Raw genomic sequence first — 23,834 nt, 5'->3', positions numbered from 1 at the left:
TTCTCCTCAAAGTGACGTCGTTTGCTTGGGCTACGGGATCGATGGGTAAAGCCGCGCGCCGCGATCCCGGCGGCGTCGCGGACCGGATGGTTCGCGTATCGGTGCGCCGTTCGCGTCAGCGCCCCGGCAGGCGGCGCTCGTAGCTCGGCGCGTGACCGAACTGCGCGCGATACGCCTTGCTGAAATGACACGGCGAATGAAAGCCGCACGTCGTCGTCACGCGCGCAATCGACGCGTCGGTCGTGCGCAGCAGGTCGCGCGCGCGCTTCAGTCGCAGCGTCAGGTAGTAGTGGGTGGGCGAGACGTTCAGATACACCTTGAACATGCGCTGCAGGTGACGCTGCGACAGCCGCACGAGCCGCGCGAGCTCCTCGAGCGACAGCGGCTCCTCGATGTTCGCCTCCATCAGCCGCACGACCTCGATCAGCTCCGCCCGCGAAAAACCCACGCGCGCATCGACCGGAATCGGCTGCGTGTCGGTGGCGCTGCGGATACGTTCGAGAATGAATTGCTCGGACACCTGCGCGGCGAGCTGCTGGCCGAAGCGCATGCCGACGAGGTTCAGCATCAGGTCGAGCGGCGCGGTGCCGCCGGTGCAGGTGAGGCGGTCGCGATCGACGACGAACAGCTCGTCGGCGAAACCGACGCGCGGAAACTCGGCATGCAGCGCCGACAGATTCTCCCAATGCACGGTGCAGCGATAGCCGTCGAGCAACCCACTCGACATCAGCGCATACGCGCCGGTGCAGATGCCGCCGAGCGGCAGCCCGCGCTCGGCGAGCGCGAGCAACGTGTCGCGCGCGACGTCGTCGACCACGTCGCGGATGCGCACGCCGCCGCACACGATCATCACGTCGGGCAGGTTGTCATGGTCGAGCGCCTGAGTGGGCCGCACCGCGATGCCGTTGCTGGCCTGCGCCGGCTTGCCGTCGAGCGAATAGATCGACCACTTGTAGTGATCGGCGCGGCCGACGTAATTTGCCATCCGAAGCACTTCGACCGCGCTCGAAAACGCGATCATCGAGAAGTTCGGCAGCGTGAGAAAACCGAAATGAGCGAGGGAAGAAACCGGTGAAACGCAGGGGGCGGGTGCGGCGGCGGCGAACGTCACATCGGGCTCCTGGCGAACGGTTGATCAGGTTGCACGCAGCCAGCCCCGTGGCGCAGGCCACGGAAGCTGGTATCGGATCGGGAAAAGCGGCCGCAGCGCGCGGCCGCCGGGCGTTACGCTTGCGCGGGCGCGGCCTTCGCGCGGAACAGGTGCTTCAGGCCCGAGAACAGCGGCGCTTTCACGGCACCCGGCGCGCGGCCGAAGCTCTCGGTGATGCGGTCGAGGATGATCGCGAGCAGCACGACCGACAGACCGCTTTCGAAGCCGAGGCCGATGTCGAGACGCTGGATGCTCGCGAGCACGTCGTTGCCGAGGCCGCCCGCGCCGACCATCGACGCGATGATGACCATCGACAGCGCCATCATGATCGTCTGGTTCACGCCCTGCATGATCGACGGCAGCGCGTTCGGGAACTGCACCTTGTACAGCAGTTGCCACGGCGTGCAGCCGAACGCCTGGCCGGCTTCGACGATCTCGCGGTTCACGTGGCGGATGCCGAGGCTCGTCAGCCGCACGGCCGGCGGCATCGCGAAGATCACCGTCGACAGGATGCCCGGCACGCGGCCGAGGCCGAACAGCATCGCGGCCGGAATCAGATAGACGAAGGCGGGCATCGTCTGCATCAGGTCGAGGACCGGGCGCAGGGTCGCGGCGACCCACTTGCTCTTGGCCGCCCAGATGCCGAGCGGAATGCCGAGCACGAGGCTGATGATCGTCGACGACAGCGTGAGGCCGAGCGTGATGACCGTCTGATCCCAGAAGCCGGTCGCGAAGATCAGCAGCAGCGATGCGGTGGTGAACAGCGCGAAGCGCCAGCCGACGCGCCACAGCCCGACGCCGATGAAGATCGCCATCATCAGCCACATCGGAATCGCCTGCAGGCCGTGTTCGACCAATGCGGCGAGGCTCTCGATCGCCTGGCCGATCGCGTCGAAGGTCTTTGCGTCGTGATCGAGCAGATAGTGAACGGACTGGTCGACCCAGCTGCCGAGTGGAATGATTTCAGACATGGGAGCCTCGCGAACGCGTGATGGCCTTCAGGATAAGTGCGCGGTCGACCGAGCCGCAGTAGCAGCCTTCGTCGTCGACGACGGGCAGCGCATTCGGGCTCGCGACGACGCGCGCGACGACATGTTCGAGCGACGCGTCGCGCCGGATGCTCTCGATCGGCCGCACCGACGGCGTGGCCTGACCGAGCGCGTCGCGCGTGACGAAGCCGCGGATCTTGCGTTGCGCGTCGAGCACGAACGCATATTCGGCGCTGCCGTTCAGCGTCGCCGCGACGCCTTCCGCATCGCACTTCGACACGAGCGGCACGGCGCCCGTCTGCATCAGGTCGCCGGCCGTCAGGTAGCGGCTGGTGTCGATGCCGTCGAAGAACGCGCGCACGTACTCGTCGGCCGGGTTCGCGATGATGTCCTGCGGCGTGCCGACCTGCACGAGCCGGCCGCCTTCCATGATCGCGATGCGGTTGCCGATGCGCAGCGCCTCTTCGAGATCGTGCGACACGAACATGATCGTGCGGCGCTGCTCCTTCTGCAGTTGCAGCAGCACGTCCTGCATTTCGCGGCGCTTGAGCGGATCGAGCGCGGAGAACGCCTCGTCCATGATCATCAGCGACGGGTTCACCGCGAGCGCGCGGGCGAGGCCGACGCGCTGCTGCATCCCGCCCGACAGCTCGGACGGCAGCTTGTGCGAGAACGGCGCGAGCCCGACCTGCTCGAGCACTTCCATCGCGCGCCGCTCGCGCTCCTTCTTGCCGACGCCCGCGACCTCGAGGCCGAACGCGGCGTTCGACACCACGGTGCGATGCGGCATCAGCGCGAACGACTGAAACACCATGCTCATGTCCTTGCGGCGCAGCGCGGTGAGCGCCGAGCGGCGTGCCGACGCGACGTCGAGCCCGTCGATCAGCACCTTGCCGGCGCTCGGATCGACCAGCCGGTTCACGAGGCGGATCAGCGTGGATTTGCCGGAGCCGGACAGGCCCATCAGCACGAATATTTCGCCTTCCTGCACGTCGAACGATACGTTGTGCACGCCGACGACCTGACCGGTACGCTTGAGCACATCATCTTTCGTCGCGCCGGCGGCGAGCATGTCGAGCGCCTGTTGCGGGTTACTTCCAAACACCTTGCACAGACCTTCGACCACGACCTTGGGGGCATCCATCGAAACCTTCTCCTCGTGTAGCGGGGACTCACGCGTGTCTAGCGTGCCTACATAGTTGCCAGAAAAAACCCCGACCTGCCGACGAATTACGACAAACGCTTGCGCAAATACGACACACCCCACAGCCGCGCCCCGCGGGCCGCGGCGCGCGGCGGCCCCCGATTGCGGCGACGCACTACGCGCAGCGTCAGCAACGACGGGCATCGCGTCCCGGACTTGTGCGCAGCAGTGCGACGCGCAACCCGCGCAGTCGGGCGAAAAAACACAAGTGGCGCGCGTCGCTTTACGACAATTTTGCGTCCGATCGGCCGCGTCGCGGCGCCGTGCGCAAATTAAAAGAATGGTCGTACGAAAAGACTGCATCGCGAACGTGTACCGCCACGTTCGCGGGCCGTCGGCAACCCTGAAATTCCCGCATGGCCACTGTGATACATTGCCGGCAACCACGCCATTCGGGACATCACCGCGCGCCTTGCGCGGCGCACGCTCGAGCGGTGCGCGCATGCCGGTTCGCCTGCCGGCCAGAATGGAAAAACCGCCTCGATCGGGCAGCGCGACGATCGAAGGACGATAACGAAATGAGAGAGGGAGTTAGGCGATGACTTGGGCCTTGGCCGCAATCGGCTTCATCGCGGGCGGTATCGCCGCATTGTTCGGGGATGTCTCGGTCACCACCGGCGCGCTGCTCGGCGCGGTGACCGGATTCTGCGTCGGCTACGCGCTGCAGGAAGGCAGGCGCACGAGCGGCGACACGACATCCGACGCATCTGCAATTTCCACACCCGGCAGCGCGCCGCCATCTGTGGTGGTGCCGCTCGCCGATCGCGTCGCGCGGCTCGAAGCGACCGTCGACGCGCTCACCCACGAGCTCGACGCGCTACGCGGGCAGCTGGCCGGCGCGAACGCCGGCGTCGCGGCCGGCAGCGCCGCGCACGCGTCGGCGGTCATACCGGCGGGCAAACCGACTGTCACGCCGTCACCCGCCGCGATGCCGCCGCAACCGTCGGTGCAACCGGTGCCCGCGCGTGTCGCCACGCCGGCGTCGACGATCGCGGTTGCGCCTGCGCCTGCCGCTTCGGCGCGCCCGAGCGCCGAGCCTGCGGCCGCCGTCGCACCGACGCTTACGCCCGCCGCGACCACGCCGCCCGCACCACCCGCCCCGCCGAAGCCGCGCGAGCCCGGTATCGCGGAGCGCGCGCTGCGCGCCGCACGCGACTGGCTGCTCGGCGGCAACACGGTCGTGCGGGTCGGCATCATCGTGCTGTTCTTCGGTGTCGCGTTCCTGCTCAAGTACGCCGCCGACAACGACCTGCTGCCGATCGAATTCCGCCTGGCCGGCACCGCGCTCGCCGCGGCCGCGCTGCTCGCGATCGGCTGGCGCGTGCGCGCGCGACGCGCGGCATACGGGCTCGTGCTGCAAGGCGGCGGCATCGGCATCCTGTATCTGACGATCTTCGCCGCCACCAAGCTCTACGCGCTGCTGCCGGTCGGCGCGGCGTTCCCGCTGATGGTCGCGATATGCGCGCTCGGCGCGTTCCTCGCGGTGATGCAGAACGCACTGCCGCTCGCGTTCATGGGCACCGCGGGCGGCTTCCTCGCGCCGGTGCTGCTGTCGACCGGACACGGCAGCCACGTCGCGCTGTTCAGCTACTACGCATTGCTGAACGCGGGCGTGTTCGCGATCGCATGGTTCAAGGCTTGGCGTCCGCTGAATCTGCTCGGCTTCGTGTTCACGTTCACGATCGGTTCGGCGTGGGGCGTGACCGCGTATCGTCCCGCGTTGCTGGCGAGCACCGAACCGTTCCTGATCCTGTTCTTCCTGATGTACGTCGGCATCGCGCTGCTGTATGCGGTGAAGCGCGAGCTGGCGCTGCGTCACTACGTCGACGGCACGCTCGTGTTCGGCACGCCGATCGTCGCGACCGCGCTGCAGGCGGCGCTCGTGAAGGACATCCCGTTCGCGCTCGCGTGGAGCGCGGTCGCGCTGTCGGCGTTCTACCTCGTGGTCGTCGCGTGGCTCGCGCGGCGCCGCGCGCGTCTCGCGCTGCTGTTCGACGCGATGCTCGCGCTCGCGGTGATCTTCGCGACGCTCGCGGTGCCGCTCGCGTTCTCCGGCCCGACGACGAGCGCCGCGTGGGCGATCGAAGGCGCGGCGATCGTGTGGGTCGGCGTGCGTGAACGGCGCCTCGCGCCGTTCGCCTTCGGCCTGTCGATGCAACTCGCGGCCGCCGGCGCGTTCTTCACGAGCCTGCTTGGCGCGCCCGACGCGAACGCGCTGCCGGTGCTCAACAGCCCGTACATCGCGATGCTGCTGATCGCGCTCGCCGGGCTCTTCACCGGCTGGTGGCTGCACGGGCGCAACGAAGCGCGCGCGTGGCATGCGTGGATGCCCGACGTGGGCTCGGCGGCCGCGGTCTGGGGGCTGTTGTGGTGGCTCAGCGGCGGGCTGCACGAGATCCTCGTCTATGCGAGCCGCCACGTCGATCTGCATGCGGACCGCTTCGTCGTCGATGCGACCGCGCTGTTCGCGGCCGGCACCGCATGGCTCGCGCACCTGGCGCGCCGCAAGCTCGCGTGGCCGATCGCCGAATGGCCCGCGCTCGCGTTGACGCCGGTGCTCGCGCTGCTCGCCATCCGCGCGTTCGATACGCACGACGCGCCGCTGTCCGGCATGGGCGCGTTCGCGTGGCCGATCGCGGTGATCGCGTGCTATGCGCTGCTGCTGCGCCAGTCGCGCGCGATCCCCGCCTCGGCGGCATCGGCGACGGCCCGCGCCGCAGCCGGCGCGCCGACCGTCGCAGCCGTGCCCGCGGCGTGGCTCGCGCCGCTGCACACGCTGATGTTCTGGACCTTGTGCGGCTTGTGCTCGCTCGAAGGCTTCTGGCGCTTGCGCGCGTTCGTGCCCGAAGGCGCGTGGAGCTGGAGCGCATGGGCGTACGGCTTCGGCGCGCTGCTCCTGCTGGTTTCGGGCCCCGGCTCGCGGCTGCGCTGGCCGATCGGCGCGTACCCGCGCGCCTACCAGATGTGGGGCGCCGCACCGCTCGCCGCGTTGCTGTGGCTGTGGAGCATCGCGAGCGTGACGAGCGACGGCGACGCGTCGCCGCTGTTCTGGCTGCCGATCCTCAATCCGCTCGACGTCGCGCAGCTGTTGATCTTCGTCGCGTTCGCGATGTGGCTGCGCCGCCTGAAAGCGCTCGGCGTGACGTGGCATCCGCTCGCGGCCGATCTCGCGGCGCTCGCGACGGTGTTCCTGTGGTTCAACGCGCTGCTGCTGCGCACGCTGCATCACCATTTCCACCTCGCTTACGACGTCGACGCCGTGCTGTCGTCGTTCGGCATGCAGCAGGTGTTCATGGTCGGCTGGAGCGTGTTCGCGTTCGCAGGCATGTGGCTGATGCGGCGCGACGCCATCGCGCGCATCTGCGCGCTCGCGTCGCTGCCGCTGATCGTCGTGATGTGGCTCTGGACCTTCTACGCGAACTTCACGCAGGACGGCGGCAGCTGGGCGCGCATCCCGCTGCTCAATCCGCTCGATCTCGTGCTGGTGGCCGTCTACGCGCTCGCCGCGTCGTGGTTCGTGCGCGTGCGCCGGCTCGGCTGGTCGTTCGGCGCGTATCGCGTCGAGCTGCTCGCGGCGGCCGGCGCGACGGCGTTCCTGTGGCTGAACGCGATCCTGCTGCGCACGCTGCATCACTGGACGGGCGTGCCTTATGCGTTCGACGCGATGGCGGAATCGACGCTCGTGCAGGCGTCCGTGTCCGTGTACTGGACGCTCTGCGCGCTCGCGACGATGATCTGGGCAACGCGCCGCGGGCTGCGTCCGCTGTGGTTCGTCGGCGCCGCGCTGCTCGCGCTCACGGTGATCAAGCTGTTCGTGTTCGACCTGTCGCACGTCACCGGCATCGAACGCATCGTGTCGTTCATCGGCATCGGTGTGCTGCTGCTGTTGATCGGCTATTTCTCGCCGCTGCCGCCGAAGGCAGCGGCTCAACCGGACGATCGCCAATCATGAAGCGACTCGCAGCCCTGCTCAGCCTGAGCCTGCTGACATCGTTCGCGGCCGCTGGCGGCCCGCCCGGCGCCGAACGCGTCGCACGGCGCTTCGCGCTCGATCTCGACGGCAGCGCCGCGTATTACCAGCTCACCGTGCCGCAACCCGTCTATGCGGGCAGCCGGCGCGACGACCTCGGCGACGTGCGGATCTTCAACGGCGCGGGCGAGCCGGTGCCGTATTCGCTCGATGCGCCCGCGACGACCGCGGCCGCGGTGCCGCCGACGCGCACGCCGGCGCACTGGTTCGCGCTGCCGCGCACGCGCGGCAACGACGACCGCGGACCGCTCGGCGTAGCGGTCGCGCCGGACGGTTCGCTACGCGCAACCGTCGCCGCACCGGCACGCGCGACGCATGCGGTGGATCTCGTCGACCTGTCTCACGCGGACGGCGACGTCGACGCGCTGCTCGTGCACCTCGGCGACGACAGCTACCAGGGACGCGTCGCGGTCGAGGCCAGCGACGATCTGCACGACTGGCGCTCGCTCGGCAGCGTGCAGTTGCTGAAGGTGGCACGCGGCGGCGACACGCTGGTGCAGGAACGTATCGCACTCGACGGCATGAGTTCGCGCTACCTGCGGCTCGAATGGCTCGACGACGTGCCGTCGATCGCTTCGATCGACGTCGAGACGCGTCCGCGCGATGCGCGCGCGGTGGAAGCCGCCGCGGTGCCGCGTCAATGGCGCGACGCCGTACACGTGCGAGCCGGCGACACGCCGGGCGAATACCGGTTCGACACCGACGGCCCGTATCCGGTCGACCGCTTGCGCATCGACCTGCCGCAGCCGAATACGGTTGCGCGCGCAACGGTGCAGAGCCGCAGCGATGCGCAGTCGCCGTGGCGCGACGTCGCCGATGCGGTGCTGTTCCGGCTGCAACGCGACGGCGGCGAGCAACGCAACCCGCCGCTCGCGTTCGCGCCGAATCCCGACCGGGCTTGGCGCATCGTCGTCGACATGCGCAACGGCGGGCTCGGCGGCGGTCAGCCGGCCGTGGCGATCGGCTGGCATCCGGCCGCACTGACGTTCGTCGCGCGCGGCACGCCGCCCTTCACGCTCGGAGTCGGCAATGCGGCGCTGTCGTCGTCGGCCGTGAGCCGCGATGCGCTGCTGATCGGCATGGCGCCCGAAGTGCGTCCCGCGCGCGTGGGCGCGGCTTTGGCGACGTCGGAGGCCGCGCCGGAGCCGAGCGCCGACGCGGACGCGACCCGCCGCTACGTGCTGTGGGGCGCGCTGGTCGCCGCGGTCGCGGTGCTCGGCACGATCGCGTGGCGTCTCGCGCGCGGCAGCGGCGAGGTACGCAAGCGCGACGAATGACGTGGCATCGCGCGGCAGGATGACGGCGCCGGACCCATGCGCGGGACGGCGCCCCGTTGACACGGCCGGCCGCGCATTCCATGCTCGCTGCTCGTTCATCGCCCTGCGAGCGCCCATGGTCACCTGCTTTCTTCGTTACGTCGTCGATCCGTACAAACTCGAGCAGTTCGAAACCTACGGCAAGATGTGGATTCCGCTCGTCGAGCAATTCGGCGGCACGCATCACGGCTACTTCCTGCCGTCCGAGGGCGCGAGCAACATCGCGCTCGCGATGTTCTCGTTCCCGAGCCTTGCCGAATACGAGCGCTACCGCGAACGCTCGAAGGCCGACCCGGCATGCCAGGCCGCGTTCCGTTACGCGGAGGAAACGCGCTGCATCGTCAGCTACGAGCGCAGCTTCTTCCGGCCGGTGTTCGAGTAAGCCGCGCCTTTGCGGCGCCGGACGAAAAAAAGCCCCGCCTGCATCCGCGCGGCGGGGCCAACCCATGTCAGTAGAGACATCATGGAGGAGACGGGCTCATCATATCGAGCCCGGCATGGCGTCCCAACCAAGCATTTCTGCTATCCATCTGCGGCGCCGCATCCGCGCGCGACCTGCGCGCATCGCATATCGATAGAACGAAAAGTCGTTTTCAGAGTGGCGGCGGGGTCGTTACCATCTGGTTTTAAGCCTGCGCTTAGCCGGGCAACCATCCCCAAGGAGCGCCCCTTGACTGCATTCGATCAACACCGCCGGCCGTTCGTGGTCGGCATCGGCGGCACCACCCGGGCCGCATCGTCGACCGAGCGCGCGCTGTCGTTCGCGCTGCGCGGCGCACAGGCGGCCGGTGCGCGCACGCGCCTGTTCGACGGCCCGTTCTTGCACACGCTGCCGCACTACGCCCCCGAGCACAAGGCCTTGACCGACGCACAGCGCGAGCTGATCGACGCCGTGCGCGAGGCCGACGCGATCATCATCGCGACGCCGGGCTATCACGGCGGCGTGTCCGGCCTCGTGAAGAACGCGCTCGACACGCTCGAGGAACTGCGCGCCGACGAGCGCCCGTATCTGGACGGCCGCGCGGTCGGCCTGATCGTCACCGCGTACGGCTGGCAGGCCGCCGGCACCGTGCTCACGTCGCTGCGGTCGATCGTCCATGCGTTGCGCGGCTGGCCGACGCCGTTCGGTGCGACCGTCAATACGCTCGAAACGCGCTTCGAGAGCGCCGAAAGCTGCTCGGACCCGAAGGTCGTCGCGCAGCTCGAGACGGTCGGCTCGCAGGCGGCTGAATTCGCGCTCGCGTTCGCGTCGCATCGCGCGGCCACGCACGCTGCATCGGTCGACGCGCTCGCGCCCGTACTGAAGATCGCCAACCAGTAACCGCACACCGCCCGCGCGCGGCAGGCGACGTTCGCCGCGCGCGCGGCGTTCGCACGTTCAAGCGGCGTCCGCCGCGATGCTCCCGCCGTTCGCGACTCCCCCAGCCGATAACGATTCGGCTCACCGCGTGATTAGCATTGGCCGAAAGATTGGTTCACGCGCGGCGCGGGTTTTCGTACGCTGAAAGCCCGTACCTTCCACGCGCGAGCCATGAACCGCACGATCCGCTACAAGGGCTACGAAGTCGCCCCCGCCGCCGCCCGTCTGCCGAACGGGCTGTTCGCCGCGAACCTGACGATCGAGAAGGCGAGCGGCGGCCCGTCGCCGCGCGCCGTGTCGTTCGACGCGATCGATTTCTTTTTCGAAGAGGAACACGCGCTCGCGTATGCATCCCGCTGGGGACGCCTGTGGGTCGACACGCAGGCGTGAGCGCGATGCGCGGCAGCGCCGGACCGCACGAAAATACGCGCTGACGAAAGCTATGCAAGAATCTTTCGTCTTGTAATCGTATAACAATAGCCATGTCCGACACGCTGCAGGAACAACATGCAGCGGCAGATCACGCCATGCGCCACTGGACCTTCGAGAGTCAAGGTCCGGTCAAGATCGGTTCCGATGCGCACAAGCGGATGTTCTGCCGCATGCTCCTCGATACGCACAACCCATACAAACCGGCCGTCATCGACTGGCCGCCGCTGAAACCCGACGCGCTCAAGCGGCTCACGTCGCTGCCGATCTGGGACATCGCCGTGCAGACGGAAGGCCGCGCGTCGGTCCGCGTCGCCACCTTCGCGGCAACCGTCGACGATCCGCTACTGCGCAGCGCACTCGACATGGACGGCGGCGAGGAAGCGCGCCACAAGGTCGTGCTGTCGAAGCTGGTGGCCGCATACGGCATCGAGCTTGCGCCCGAACCGCCGTATCCGGCGCCGAAGGACGCGGAGTGGTCGTGGATGGTGACCGGCTTCAGCGAATGCATCGACAGCTTCTTCGCGTTCGGGCTGTTCCGCTCCGCGCAGCGCTCCGGCTATTTCCCGGCCGAACTCGTCGAGACGTTCGAACCGGTGATCCAGGAGGAAGGCCGTCACATCCTGTTCTTCGTGAACTGGTACGCGTGGTACTGGCGCAATCTGCCGTGGTGGCGACGACCGTGGTTCTTCGCCCGTGTCGTCGCCGTATGGGCGTTCCTGATATGGGAGCGCATCGGCATCGCGCGCGGGATCGATACGGACGGCGTGGCGCACGACGCGAACTTTCCGGCGACGAGCACCGCCGAAATCGGCGACGCACTCGACCCGTGCGAGCTGATCGAGCTGTGTCTGACGGAGAACGACCGACGCATGGCCGGGTACGACGAGCGGCTGCTGCGCCCGACGTTCGTGCCGCGCATGGCGCGGCTCGCGCTGCGCTTTCTGCGGAAATAGGCGTCGTTGCGACGGGGCGGTTCTGCGGCGAACGAGTATCGCGGCCGCGGACCGCCGGCGATTCGTGCTGGCCAACGGGGCGGCAGGTGGCGCCATCGTGGTGTCGTCCGGCTCATGCTGTGCCCGCCGCGCAACGTTTGCAGGCTTGCTCCCGGAGCAAAAACGCACGGTTCCCGATTTGGCCGGGTCGCATCGCGCGCGACACGATGCCGGTCAGTGCGCGGCCATTACCGCACGGCCGTTTCGAATGCGATGGCGCATCGCCGTTCCTACTCGCGTTTCCACTTCGCTGCTCGGCTTGCCGCTCCTCGTAACGGAGTTGCGCCGTGGACAGTCGGCCCGGACGCGGCGGCGATGATCTGACAATTTCGCGCCCGCCGGTGGCTTCGCGCAGCCGAGCGGTTGGAGCCTCCGGCTGCCCCCATCGGCGATTAGCCGAATCGCTCAATTGCCCGCCATATGGAACACGATCAATAGGATCGTTTCAACATGTGCTCTCAATTAGCGAGCGATTGCGCTGCAGCGGTTTCTTTGTCATCGACTGATAGTGAGCGCTGCCGGAAGCCCGCCCGACGGACCAGCGCGGGCGGCGCGATGCGCAAATCAGCATATCGCGACGGCTCGCCCCGCGTCGTCAATCGATTATCTCCCATGATTAACGACATAATAAAAATGCCACTCATGATATTAAAATAGCGAATTGATAAATATGTTCATATTCTTGTAGATCGACATCGTGGTCGCATTACAGAACAGAAAGAAACATGCGATGCGCAAACGTTTGCTATTCAATTCCTCCTGCCTTTCCGGGGCCAAAATGCGCGTCATCGCACAAACAACCCATACAAACCATTGATTTCACACGACTTTTATGCGCGAACATCAGACCTCCGGCACTTTACAAAAACAATTCCTCATACTTTAGGGTTGGTTGTTAATCAATACATCAAATCGCGATGCATTAACGATTCTTTAAACTTCCACGCGCTACATTTATCACTGTTTGTCAATTTACAAATAACGCCTCAAATAAAATTCGCGCATCGATTAAGAGTTTCGCGCGAGCGCACGAAATATTCGTCTAATGAAAGGCGGTGTGTGTGGCGCGCTTATTTGGAGGCAGCAGGACATGAACCGCACATACCGCTCGATCTGGAACGAAGCTCTCGGCGCCTGGGTCGCGGCCTCGGAACACGACTCGGCACGGGGTAAGCCGAACAAATCCGCCGTCGCGAAGGCTGTTGCGGCAGTGGCGCTCGTCGCGGGGGCGACCGTCGGCAACGTCGCGCACGCGCAGTACAGTGCGGGCGGGTTCGGCGGCTCCGTCGTCGCGTCGGGGTCGCAGGCGATCGCGATCGGCGGCAACGCCGGCAGCACGACGACGGCCAGCGGCGCAACCTCGATCGCGATTGGCGCGAACGCGACAGCGTCGGGCAACTATTCGCAGGCATTCGGTCAGCGTTCCGTGGCCACCGGCTCGAGCTCGATCGGCATCGGTTCCGGCTCCACGGCACTCAATACCGGCGCGACCGCGGTCGGCAACGACACGACGGCATCGGGCATCAGTTCGGTCGCGCTGGGCGGCGGCAACAGCAGCGGCACGGGCGGTGCGGTCGCGGCAGGCACGAACGCGATCGCGATCGGCCGGTTCTCCAATGTCGATGCGGCGGCGACGTCGGGCGTTGCGATCGGCGCCAACTCGGTCGTCACGTCGGCCGGCACCGACGCCACGGCGCTGGGTTCCGCCGCGACCGCGGCGGCCAGCGGCGCGACCGCGCTCGGCAACGGCGCGACGGCCAACGTCGCCGGCTCGGTCGCGCTCGGCAAGAACGCCGTGACCACAAGCACGAGCGGTACGACGACGGCAGGCACCGGGGCCGTCGGCAGCGCGACGGTCGGCACGCAGACGTTCACCGGGTTCGCCGGCACGAGCTCGGCCGCGGGGGTCGTGAGCATCGGCAGCCCCGGCGCGGAGCGGCGGATCCAGAACGTCGCGGCCGGGCTCGTGACTTCCGGCAGCACCGATGCGGTCAACGGAAGCCAGCTCTATTCGGTCGCCAGCACGACGACGTCAAGTATCAGCAGTCTTTCGACTTCGACGTCGACGGGGCTGTCGACGGTTGGTAGTTCGATTACTTCGCTTTCTACGTCGACTTCGACCGGCATCAGTTCGTTGTCCACGGGCCTCAGTTCGACCAATAGTTCGGTGACGTCGCTTTCGTCGTCGACGTCGACCGGCCTCTCGTCGGCCAATAGCGCGATTACATCGCTGTCTACGTCGACTTCCACGGGCATCAGCTCGTTGTCGACGGGTCTCAGCTCGACCAATAGTTCGGTGGTCTCGCTGTCCACCTCGACGTCGACCGGCATCAGCTCGCTGTCCACCGGCCTGAGCTCCACCAACAGCTCGGTGACGTCGCTTTCGTCGTCCACGTCGACGGGCTTGTCATCGGCCACCAGCTCGATCACGTCGCTGTCAACTTCGGCTTCGACGGGTCTGTCGTCGGCAACCAGTTCGATCAGCTCGCTTTCCACTTCGACCTCGACGGGTATCAGCTCGCTGTCCACCGGCCTGAGCTCGACCAACAGTTCGGTGACGTCGCTTTCGACCTCCACGTCGACGGGGCTGTCGTCGGCCAATAGCTCGATCACGTCGCTGTCCACCTCGACGTCCACGGGCATCAGCTCGTTGTCGACAGGTCTCAGCTCGACCAATAGTTCGGTGGTCTCGCTTTCCACTTCGACCTCGACCGGTATCAGTTCCCTGTCGACGGGCCTGAGCTCGACTAATAGCTCAGTGACGTCGCTGTCGTCGTCCACGTCGACGGGCTTGTCGTCGGCCACCAGCTCGATCACGTCGCTGTCCACGTCGACCTCGACGGGTATCAGCTCACTGTCCACCGGCCTCAGCTCGACCAACAGCTCGGTGACGTCGCTTTCGTCGTCCACGTCGACCGGTTTGTCATCGGCCACGAGTTCGATCACGTCGCTTTCCACCTCGACCTCGACGGGTATCAGCTCGCTGTCCACCGGCCTCAGCTCGACCAACAGCTCGGTGACGTCGCTGTCGTCGTCCACGTCGACGGGCTTGTCGTCGGCCACCAGCTCGATCACGTCGCTGTCCACGTCGACCTCGACGGGTATCAGCTCACTGTCCACCGGCCTCAGCTCGACCAACAGCTCGGTGACGTCACTGTCGTCGTCCACGTCGACGGGCTTGTCGTCGGCAACGAGCTCGATCACATCGCTGTCCACCTCGACCTCGACCGGTATCAGCTCGTTGTCCACCGGCCTGAGCTCGACCGACAGTTCGGTAGCCTCACTGTCGACGTCGACGTCGACCGGCCTCTCGTCGGCGACGAGCTCCGTCACGTCGCTGTCCACGTCGACCTCGACCGGCATCAGTTCGCTGTCGACCGGCCTCAGTTCGACCGATAGCTCGGTGGCCTCACTGTCGACGTCGACGTCGACCGGTCTGTCGTCCGCGACCAGCTCGATCAGCTCGCTCTCCACGTCGACCTCGACCGGTATCAGCTCGTTGTCGACAGGCCTGAGCTCGACCGATAGCTCGGTGGCATCGCTCTCGACGTCCACGTCGACCGGCTTGTCGTCGGCCACGAGTTCGATCACGTCGCTGTCCACCTCGACGTCGACCGGTATCAGCTCGTTGTCCACGGGTCTGAGTTCCACCGACAGCTCGGTTGCGTCGCTGTCAACCTCCACGTCGACCGGCCTCTCGTCGGCCACCAGCTCGATCACCTCGCTCTCCACCTCGACCTCGACCGGCATCAGTTCGTTGTCGACAGGCCTGAGCTCGACTAATAGTTCGGTAACGTCGCTGTCGTCGTCCACGTCGACGGGCCTTTCGTCGGCGACCAGCTCGATCGGCTCTCTGTCCACGTCGACGTCGACCGGTATCAGCTCGTTGTCGACGGGTCTGAGCTCGACGGACAGCTCGGTCGCCTCGCTGTCGACCTCGACGTCGACCGGGCTGTCGTCGGCAACCAGCTCGATCACGTCGCTGTCCACCTCGACTTCGACGGGCATCAGTTCGCTGTCGACCGGCCTGAGCTCGACCGACAGTTCGGTGGCATCGCTCTCGACTTCGACGTCGACTGGGCTGTCGTCCGCAACCAGCTCCATCACCTCGCTGTCCACGTCGACTTCGACGGGCATCAGTTCGCTGTCGACCGGCCTCAGCTCCACCGACAGTTCGGTGGCATCGCTCTCGACTTCGACGTCGACTGGCCTGTCGTCCGCAACCAGCTCCATCAGCTCGCTGTCGACCTCCACGTCGACGGGCCTTTCGTCGGCGACCAGCTCGATCGGCTCTCTGTCCACGTCGACTTCCACGGGCATCAGCTCGTTGTCCACGGGTCTGAGTTCCACCGACAGCTCGGTTGCCTCGCTGTCGACCTCCACGTCGACCGGCCTCTCGTCGGCCACCAGCTCGATCACGTCGCTGTCCACCTCGACATCGACCGGCATCGGCTCGCTGTCCACCGGTCTCAGCTCGACCAATAGCACGGTGGCTTCGCTGTCGACGTCCACGTCGACGGGCCTGTCGTCGGCCAACAGCTCAATCACGTCGCTGTCCACGTCGACCTCGACCGGCATCAGCTCGCTGTCCACCGGCCTGAGCACGGTCGTGACCAAGACCGACAATCTCGGCAACAGCACCGCCGCGGCGCTCGGCGGCGGCGCTGCCTACGATCCGACGACAGGCGCGGTTTCCGCTCCGTCGTACACGATGTACAACGCGAACGGCACGACGTCCACCGCGAACAGCGTCGGCTCCGCGATCGACAGCATCAACAGCCAGGGCATCAAGTATTTCCACGCGAATTCGACGGCCGCCGACAGCCAGGCGCTCGGCGCCGACTCGGTCGCGATCGGCCCGAACGCCATCGCCAACAACGCCGGCGACGTCGCGCTCGGCAGCGGGTCGGTCACCGCGGCGCCCAACCCGACGCCGACCGGCACCGTCGGCGGCGTGACCACCACGTTCGCGGGCGGCAACCCGACGAGCACCGTCAGCGTCGGCGACCCGAGCGCCGGCATCACGCGCCAGATCACCAACGTCGCGGCAGGCCAGATCACGCCCACCAGCACCGATGCGATCAACGGCTCGCAACTGTTCGCGACCAACTCGGTGGTGAATTCGCTGTCGACGACGGTGTCGTCGTCCAGCAGCACGATCTCGTCGCTGTCGACCGGCATCACTTCGTTGTCGACGGGGCTGAGCTCGACTGATAGTTCGGTGGCGTCGTTGTCGACCTCGACGTCGACGGGTTTGTCGTCGGCAACCAGCTCGATCAGCTCGCTGTCGACTGGCCTCAGCTCGACCGACAGCACCGTGGCCTCGCTGTCGACGTCCACGTCGACGGGCCTTTCGTCGGCGACGAGCTCGATCTCGTCGCTGTCCACCTCGACCTCCACGGGCATCAGCTCGCTGTCCACCGGCCTGAGCTCGACCGATAGTTCGGTGGCGTCGTTGTCGACTTCGACGTCAACGGGGCTGTCATCGGCGACGAGCTCGATCAGCTCGCTGTCGACCGGCCTCAGCTCGACCGATAGCTCGGTCGCCTCGCTCTCCACGTCCACGTCGACGGGTCTCTCGTCGGCGACCAGCTCGATCTCGTCGTTGTCCACGTCGACCTCGACCGGCATCAGCTCGCTGTCCACGGGCCTCAGCTCCACCGATAGCTCGGTGGCGTCCCTGTCCACCTCGACCTCGACGGGCTTGTCGTCGGCCACCAGCTCGATCACCTCGCTGTCCACGTCGACTTCGACGGGCATCAACTCGTTGTCCACGGGCCTCAGCTCGACCGACAGTTCAGTGGCCTCGCTGTCGACTTCCACCTCGACCGGCCTCTCGTCCGCGACCAGTTCGATCACGTCGTTGTCCACGTCGACCTCGACCGGCATCAGCTCGCTGTCGACGGGTCTGAGCTCCACCGACAGTTCGGTGGCGTCGCTGTCGACGTCCACGTCGACGGGCCTCTCGTCGGCGACCAGCTCAATCACGTCCCTGTCCACCTCGACCTCGACCGGTATCAGCTCGCTGTCGACAGGCCTCAGCTCGACCGACAGCACGGTGACGTCGTTGTCGACGTCCACGTCGACCGGCCTCTCGTCCGCGACCAGCTCGATCACGTCGCTGTCCACGTCGACCTCGACGGGTATCAGCTCGCTGTCGACCGGCTTGAGCTCGACCGATAGCTCGGTGGCCTCGTTGTCGACGTCCACGTCGACCGGTCTGTCGTCGGCGACCAGCTCGATCAGTTCGCTGTCGACCTCGACGTCGACGGGTATCAGCTCGCTGTCGACGGGTATCAGCTCGACCGACAGTTCGGTGGCATCGCTGTCCACCTCCACCTCGACCGGCCTCTCGTCGGCGACGAGCTCGATCAGCTCGCTGTCCACCGGCCTCAGCTCCACCGATAGTTCGGTCGCCTCGCTGTCGACCTCCACGTCGACGGGTCTGTCGTCGGCAACCAGCTCGATCAGCTCGTTGTCCACCTCGACCTCGACCGGTATCAGCTCGCTGTCGACTGGCCTGAGCTCGACCGACAGTTCGGTCGCCTCGCTCTCGACGTCCACGTCGACCGGTCTGTCGTCCGCCACCAGCTCGATCACGTCCCTGTCCACCTCGACTTCGACCGGTATCAGCTCGCTGTCGACGGGCCTCAGCTCGACAGATAGCTCGGTCGCCTCGCTGTCGACCTCCACCTCGACCGGTCTGTCGTCGGCGACCAGCTCAATCTCGTCGCTCTCCACGTCGACCTCGACCGGTATCAGCTCGCTCTCGACCGGCCTGAGCTCGACCGACAGCTCGGTCGCCTCGCTGTCGACCTCCACATCGACCGGCCTCTCGTCGGCAACCAGCTCAATCACGTCGCTCTCCACCTCGACCTCGACCGGTATCAGCTCGCTCTCGACCGGCCTGAGCTCGACGGACAGCTCGGTCGCCTCGCTGTCGACCTCCACGTCGACGGGTCTGTCGTCGGCGACCAGCTCGATCACCTCGCTGTCCACCTCGACCTCGACCGGTATCAGCTCGCTGTCAACGGGCCTCAGTTCGACGGATAGCTCGGTGGCCTCGCTGTCGACTTCGACGTCGACGGGTCTGTCATCGGCGACCAGCTCGATCTCGTCGCTGTCCACGTCGACTTCCACGGGCATCAGCTCGTTGTCAACGGGCCTGAGCTCGACCGACAGCTCGGTCGCCTCGCTGTCGACCTCCACGTCGACGGGTCTGTCGTCGGCGACCAGCTCAATCTCGTCGTTGTCCACCTCGACTTCGACGGGCATCAGCTCCCTGTCGACCGGCCTGAGCTCGACCGATAGCTCGGTGGCCTCGCTGTCGACCTCCACGTCGACCGGGCTGTCGTCGGCGACCAGCTCAATCTCGTCGCTGTCCACATCGACCTCGACGGGTATCAGCTCGCTCTCGACCGGCCTGAGCTCGACCGACAGCTCGGTCGCCTCGCTGTCGACCTCCACGTCGACGGGTCTGTCGTCGGCAACCAGCTCGATCACGTCGCTCTCCACCTCGACCTCGACCGGTATCAGCTCGCTGTCAACGGGCCTCAGTTCGACGGATAGCTCGGTGGCCTCGCTGTCGACTTCGACGTCGACGGGTCTGTCATCGGCGACCAGCTCGATCTCGTCGCTGTCCACGTCGACTTCCACGGGCATCAGCTCGTTGTCAACGGGCCTGAGCTCGACCGACAGCTCGGTCGCCTCGCTGTCGACCTCCACGTCGACCGGGCTGTCGTCGGCGACCAGCTCGATCACGTCGCTGTCCACGTCGACCTCGACCGGCATCAGCTCGCTGTCCACCGGCCTCAGCTCCACCGATAGTTCGGTGGCCTCGCTGTCGACCTCCACGTCGACCGGTCTGTCGTCGGCAACCAGCTCGATCACGTCGCTCTCCACCTCGACCTCGACCGGTATCAGCTCGCTGTCAACGGGCCTCAGTTCGACGGATAGCTCGGTGGCCTCGCTGTCGACTTCGACGTCGACGGGTCTGTCATCGGCGACCAGCTCGATCTCGTCGCTGTCCACGTCGACTTCCACGGGCATCAGCTCGTTGTCAACGGGCCTGAGCTCGACCGACAGCTCGGTCGCCTCGCTGTCGACCTCCACGTCGACCGGGCTGTCGTCGGCGACCAGCTCGATCACGTCGCTGTCCACGTCGACCTCGACCGGCATCAGCTCGCTGTCCACCGGCCTCAGCTCCACCGATAGTTCGGTGGCCTCGCTGTCGACCTCCACGTCGACCGGTCTGTCGTCGGCCACGAGCTCGATCACGTCGCTGTCCACGTCGACCTCGACCGGCATCAGCTCGCTGTCCACCGGCCTGAGCTCGACGGACAGCTCGGTGGCCTCGCTGTCGACCTCCACGTCGACCGGTCTGTCGTCGGCCACGAGCTCGATCACGTCGCTGTCCACGTCGACTTCGACCGGCATCAGCTCGTTGTCCACCGGCCTGAGCTCGACCGATAGTTCGGTGGCATCGCTCTCGACGTCCACGTCGACCGGTCTGTCGTCGGCCACGAGCTCAATCAGCTCGCTCTCCACGTCGACTTCCACGGGCATCAACTCGTTGTCCACCGGCCTCAGCTCCACCGATAGTTCGTTGACGTCGCTGTCGACCTCGACGTCAACGGGGTTGTCGTCGGCGACGAGTTCGATCAGCTCGCTGTCCACCTCGACCTCCACGGGCATTAGCTCGCTGTCGACGGGCCTCTCGTCCACGAGCAGCTCGATCTCGTCGCTGTCCACGTCGACCTCGACCGGTATCAGCTCGTTGTCCACCGGCCTCAGCTCGACCGACAGTTCGGTGGTCTCGCTGTCGACGTCCACGTCGACCGGTCTGTCGTCGGCCACGAGTTCGATCACGTCGCTGTCCACGTCGACTTCGACCGGTATCAGCTCGTTGTCCACCGGCCTGAGCTCGACTGACAGTTCGGTCGCTTCGCTGTCGACCTCCACGTCGACCGGTCTCTCGTCGGCCACCAGCTCAATCAGCTCGCTGTCTACCGGCCTGAGCTCGACCGACAGCTCGGTGGTCTCGCTGTCGACCTCCACGTCGACCGGTCTGTCGTCGGCCACGAGTTCGATCACGTCGCTGTCCACGTCGACCTCGACCGGCATCAGCTCGCTGTCCACCGGTCTGAGCTCGACCGATAGTTCGGTCGCTTCGCTGTCGACCTCCACGTCGACCGGTCTCTCGTCGGCCACGAGCTCGATCACGTCGCTGTCCACGTCGACCTCGACCGGCATCAGCTCGTTGTCCACGGGCCTCAGTTCGACCGATAGCTCGGTCGCCTCGCTGTCGACCTCCACGTCGACCGGTCTGTCGTCGGCCACGAGTTCGATCACGTCGCTGTCCACGTCGACTTCGACCGGTATCAGCTCGTTGTCCACCGGCCTGAGCTCGACCGACAGCTCGGTGGCATCGCTCTCGACGTCCACGTCGACCGGTCTGTCGTCGGCGACCAGTTCGATCACGTCGCTGTCCACGTCGACTTCGACCGGTATCAGCTCGTTGTCCACCGGTCTGAGCTCGACCGATAGTTCGGTGGCATCGCTCTCGACTTCGACGTCGACGGGATTGTCGTCGGCGACGAGCTCAATCAGCTCGCTCTCCACGTCGACTTCCACGGGCATCAACTCGCTGTCCACCGGACTGAGCTCGACCGACAGCTCGGTGGCATCGCTCTCGACATCCACGTCGACGGGTCTGTCGTCGGCCACGAGCTCGATCACGTCGCTGTCCACCTCGACTTCCACGGGCATCAACTCGCTGTCCACCGGCCTGAGTTCGACCGACAGCTCGGTGGCCTCGCTCTCGACGTCCACGTCGACCGGTCTGTCGTCGGCCACGAGCTCGATCAGTTCGCTGTCCACGTCGACCTCAACCGGTATCAGCTCGTTGTCCACGGGTCTCAGTTCGACCGATAGCTCGGTCGCGTCGCTCTCGACCTCGACGTCGACGGGGTTGTCGTCGGCGACGAGCTCGATCACATCGCTGTCCACCTCGACTTCGACCGGCATCAGCTCGCTGTCCACCGGTTTGAGCACGACGGATAGCACGGTGACGTCCCTGTCGACGTCCACGTCGACGGGCCTGTCGTCGGCCGCCAGCTCGATCACGTCGTTGTCCACCTCGACTTCGACCGGCATCAGCTCGCTGTCCACCGGTTTGAGCACGACGGATAGCACGGTGACGTCCCTGTCAACGTCCACGTCGACGGGCCTCTCGTCCGCGACCAGCTCGATCACATCGCTGTCCACGTCGACTTCGACCGGCATCAGCTCGTTGTCGACCGGCCTGAGCTCCACCGACAGCTCGGTCGCGTCGCTGTCGACTTCGACGTCGACGGGCCTGTCCTCGGCCACGAGCTCGATCACGTCGCTCTCCACCTCGACTTCGACCGGCATCAGCTCGCTGTCGACCGGCCTGAGCTCGACCAACAGCTCGGTGGCCTCGCTCTCGACCTCCACGTCGACGGGCCTGTCCTCGGCCACGAGTTCGATCACGTCGCTGTCCACCTCGACTTCGACCGGCCTCAGCTCGCTGTCGACCGGCCTGAGCTCGACCAACAGCACGGTCGCCTCGCTCTCCACCTCGACCTCGACCGGCCTCAGCTCCCTCTCCACCGGCCTGAGTTCCACCGACAGCACGGTGACATCGCTGTCGACCTCGACCTCGACCGGCCTCTCGTCGGCCACGAGCTCGATCACGTCCCTGTCCACCTCGACGTCGACCGCGATCGAAGCTGCGAAGACGCACTACTTCAGCGTCAACGACAACGGCACGCAGCAAGGCAACTACGCGAACGACGGCGCGACGGGCGTCAACGCCCTCGCAGCCGGCGTGAACGCCAGCGCCGCCGGCGCGAGCAGCGTCGCCGTCGGCGACGGCTCGAACGCGCAAACCGCCGGTGCCGTCGCGATCGGCCAGAACGCATCGGCCACCGGCGGCAAGGCGGTGTCGATCGGCTCCGGCAACACGGCGAGCGGCGACGGCGCGGTCGCGATCGGCGACCCGAGCGTCGCAACGGGCACCGGCGCAGTCGCGATGGGCGCGAACGACACGGCGACCGGCACCGGCGCAGTGGCGCTCGGCAACGCGAACACGGCAACCGGCACCGGCGCGCTCGCGCTCGGTAGCAACGCGGTCGCCAGCGCCACCGGTGCGCAAGCCTACGGCTCCGCCGCAGCGGCCACGGCCACCGACGCCCTCGCGTTCGGCACGAACGCGCAGGCCAACGTCGCCAACTCGATCGCGATGGGCGCGAACTCGACCACGAGCAATGCAGTCGCGGTGTCGAGCATGACGGTCGGAGGCGTCACGTACGCGGTCAGCGGCATCGCACCGGTGGGCGTCTTCAGCGTCGGCGCACCGGGCGCCGAACGTCAGATCACGAACGTCGCCGCAGGCCGCGTCTCGGCCACCAGCACGGACGCCGTCAACGGCAGCCAGCTCAACGCAACGAACCTGGCCATCAGCAGCCTGTCGACGTCGACGGCCTCGAACATCTCGTCGCTGTCGACCGGGATCGGCTCGCTGTCCACCGGCCTGAGCTCGACCAACAGCAACCTCACGTCGCTGTCCACGTCGACCTCGACCGCGATCGGCTCGCTGTCCACCGGCTTGAGCTCGACCAACAGCAACCTCACGTCGCTGTCCACGTCGACCTCGACCGGCATCGGCTCGCTGTCCACCGGCCTCAGCTCGACCAACAGCACGGTGGCGTCGCTGTCGACCGGCGTGACGAGCATCAGCAACACGCTGAACCAGCTGTCGACGACGGTGAACAACAACCAGGCGCGTACGGCGAACAACTCCGGCATCGCGGCCGACATGAACGGCACCGGCACCGACCGCCCGACCGTCACCGCCGGCTCGAACTCGGTGGCGATCGGCGCGAATTCGAGCGACGGCGGCCGTTCGAACGTGGTGTCGGTCGGCAGCGACACGCAGCAGCGCCAGATCACGAACGTCGCGCCGGGCACGCAAGGCACCGACGCGGTGAACGTGAACCAGCTGACGCAAGTGCAGACGACGCTGTCGACCGCGCTGTCGGGCCAGCAGTCGCAGATCAACTCGCTCGGCACGCAACTGCAGCAGACTGACCAGATGGCGAAGCAGGGCATCGCGGCCGTCGGCGCGATGGCGTCGATCCCGCAGATGGACCGCGACGCCAACTTCGGGATGGGTATCGGCACGTCGACGTTCCTCGGCCAGAAGGCGATGGCGGTCAACATGCAGGCACGCATCACGGAGAACCTGAAGGCGTCGATCAACGGCGGCTTCAGCGGCGGTCAGAAGGTGATCGGCGCCGGCATGCTGTATCAGTGGAAGTAACCCGTCGCGCAGCACGCC

General features: G+C 66.6%; 9 protein-coding genes and 2 pseudogenes. 8 read left to right on the top strand and 3 right to left on the bottom strand.

The window, feature by feature from the left end; translation table 11 throughout:
• Positions 1-115 precede the first annotated feature (115 nt).
• The 3 genes and pseudogenes from AK36_RS01640 to AK36_RS01630 all read right to left on the bottom strand — a co-directional run.
• Positions 116-1,111 (bottom strand): GlxA family transcriptional regulator, encoded by a 996-nt coding sequence (locus AK36_RS01640; protein WP_011880823.1) that lies wholly within the window; start codon positions 1,109-1,111, stop codon positions 116-118.
• 113 nt (positions 1,112-1,224) lie between these two features.
• Positions 1,225-2,121: a choline ABC transporter permease subunit gene (choW, locus tag AK36_RS01635; protein WP_011880824.1), complete on the bottom strand. Its 897-nt coding sequence runs from the start codon at positions 2,119-2,121 to the stop codon at positions 1,225-1,227.
• Positions 2,114-3,469: pseudogene (locus AK36_RS01630) on the bottom strand (quaternary amine ABC transporter ATP-binding protein); the annotation flags it as partial. The gene choW and the pseudogene AK36_RS01630, both read right to left, overlap by 8 nt.
• A gap of 412 nt (positions 3,470-3,881) precedes the next feature.
• On the opposite strand from AK36_RS01630, the gene AK36_RS01625 reads away from it, so the two are divergent.
• The 8 genes and pseudogenes from AK36_RS01625 (at position 3,882) to AK36_RS34825 (ending at position 23,816) form a co-directional block, all read left to right on the top strand.
• A complete protein-coding gene (locus tag AK36_RS01625) occupies positions 3,882-7,295 on the top strand; it encodes a DUF2339 domain-containing protein (RefSeq protein ID WP_045577707.1) in 3,414 nt (1,137 codons plus the stop codon).
• Positions 7,292-8,650, top strand: coding sequence for a DUF3999 domain-containing protein (locus AK36_RS01620; protein WP_045577706.1), 1,359 nt, complete (start codon positions 7,292-7,294; stop codon positions 8,648-8,650). The genes AK36_RS01625 and AK36_RS01620 overlap by 4 nt, the downstream gene beginning before the upstream one ends.
• Before the next feature lie 115 nt (positions 8,651-8,765).
• A complete protein-coding gene (locus tag AK36_RS01615; RefSeq protein ID WP_011880828.1) occupies positions 8,766-9,071 on the top strand; it encodes an NIPSNAP family protein in 306 nt (101 codons plus the stop codon).
• Between the two features lie 288 nt (positions 9,072-9,359).
• Positions 9,360-10,010, top strand: a complete 651-nt coding sequence (locus AK36_RS01610) for an NADPH-dependent FMN reductase (protein ID WP_014724011.1) — start codon at positions 9,360-9,362, stop codon at positions 10,008-10,010.
• 210 nt (positions 10,011-10,220) lie between these two features.
• Positions 10,221-10,439 carry a hypothetical protein gene (locus AK36_RS01605; RefSeq protein ID WP_006749916.1) on the top strand — a complete coding sequence of 73 codons (219 nt, stop codon included), beginning with the start codon at positions 10,221-10,223 and terminating at the stop codon, positions 10,437-10,439.
• A 92-nt stretch (positions 10,440-10,531) separates the two neighbouring features.
• Positions 10,532-11,434, top strand: coding sequence for a hypothetical protein (locus AK36_RS01600; protein WP_045577705.1), 903 nt, complete (start codon positions 10,532-10,534; stop codon positions 11,432-11,434).
• Positions 11,435-12,518: 1,084 nt separating this feature from the next.
• A pseudogene (locus AK36_RS34710) lies at positions 12,519-12,650 on the top strand (ESPR domain-containing protein); the annotation flags it as partial.
• A 360-nt stretch (positions 12,651-13,010) separates the two neighbouring features.
• Entirely contained in the window at positions 13,011-23,816 is a 10,806-nt protein-coding gene (locus AK36_RS34825; protein WP_420897407.1) for a YadA-like family protein, read from the top strand.
• Positions 23,817-23,834 lie beyond the last annotated feature (18 nt).

The sequence above is a fragment of the Burkholderia vietnamiensis LMG 10929 genome, from assembly GCF_000959445.1.
GTDB classification, from domain to species: domain Bacteria; phylum Pseudomonadota; class Gammaproteobacteria; order Burkholderiales; family Burkholderiaceae; genus Burkholderia; species Burkholderia vietnamiensis.
This window is presented reverse-complemented; position numbering and strand designations above follow the sequence as displayed.

What these genes read in the sequence shown, in the direction of transcription:
- AK36_RS01605 (WP_006749916.1), top strand. Translation starts at nt 10,221, where the DNA reads ATGAACCGCACGATCCGCTACAAGGGCTACGAAGTCGCCCCCGCCGCC.
- AK36_RS01620 (WP_045577706.1), top strand. Translation starts at nt 7,292, where the DNA reads ATGAAGCGACTCGCAGCCCTGCTCAGCCTGAGCCTGCTGACATCGTTC.
- AK36_RS01600 (WP_045577705.1), top strand. Translation starts at nt 10,532, where the DNA reads ATGTCCGACACGCTGCAGGAACAACATGCAGCGGCAGATCACGCCATG.
- AK36_RS01625 (WP_045577707.1), top strand. Translation starts at nt 3,882, where the DNA reads ATGACTTGGGCCTTGGCCGCAATCGGCTTCATCGCGGGCGGTATCGCC.
- AK36_RS01615 (WP_011880828.1), top strand. Translation starts at nt 8,766, where the DNA reads ATGGTCACCTGCTTTCTTCGTTACGTCGTCGATCCGTACAAACTCGAG.
- choW (WP_011880824.1), bottom strand. Translation starts at nt 2,121, where the DNA reads ATGTCTGAAATCATTCCACTCGGCAGCTGGGTCGACCAGTCCGTTCAC.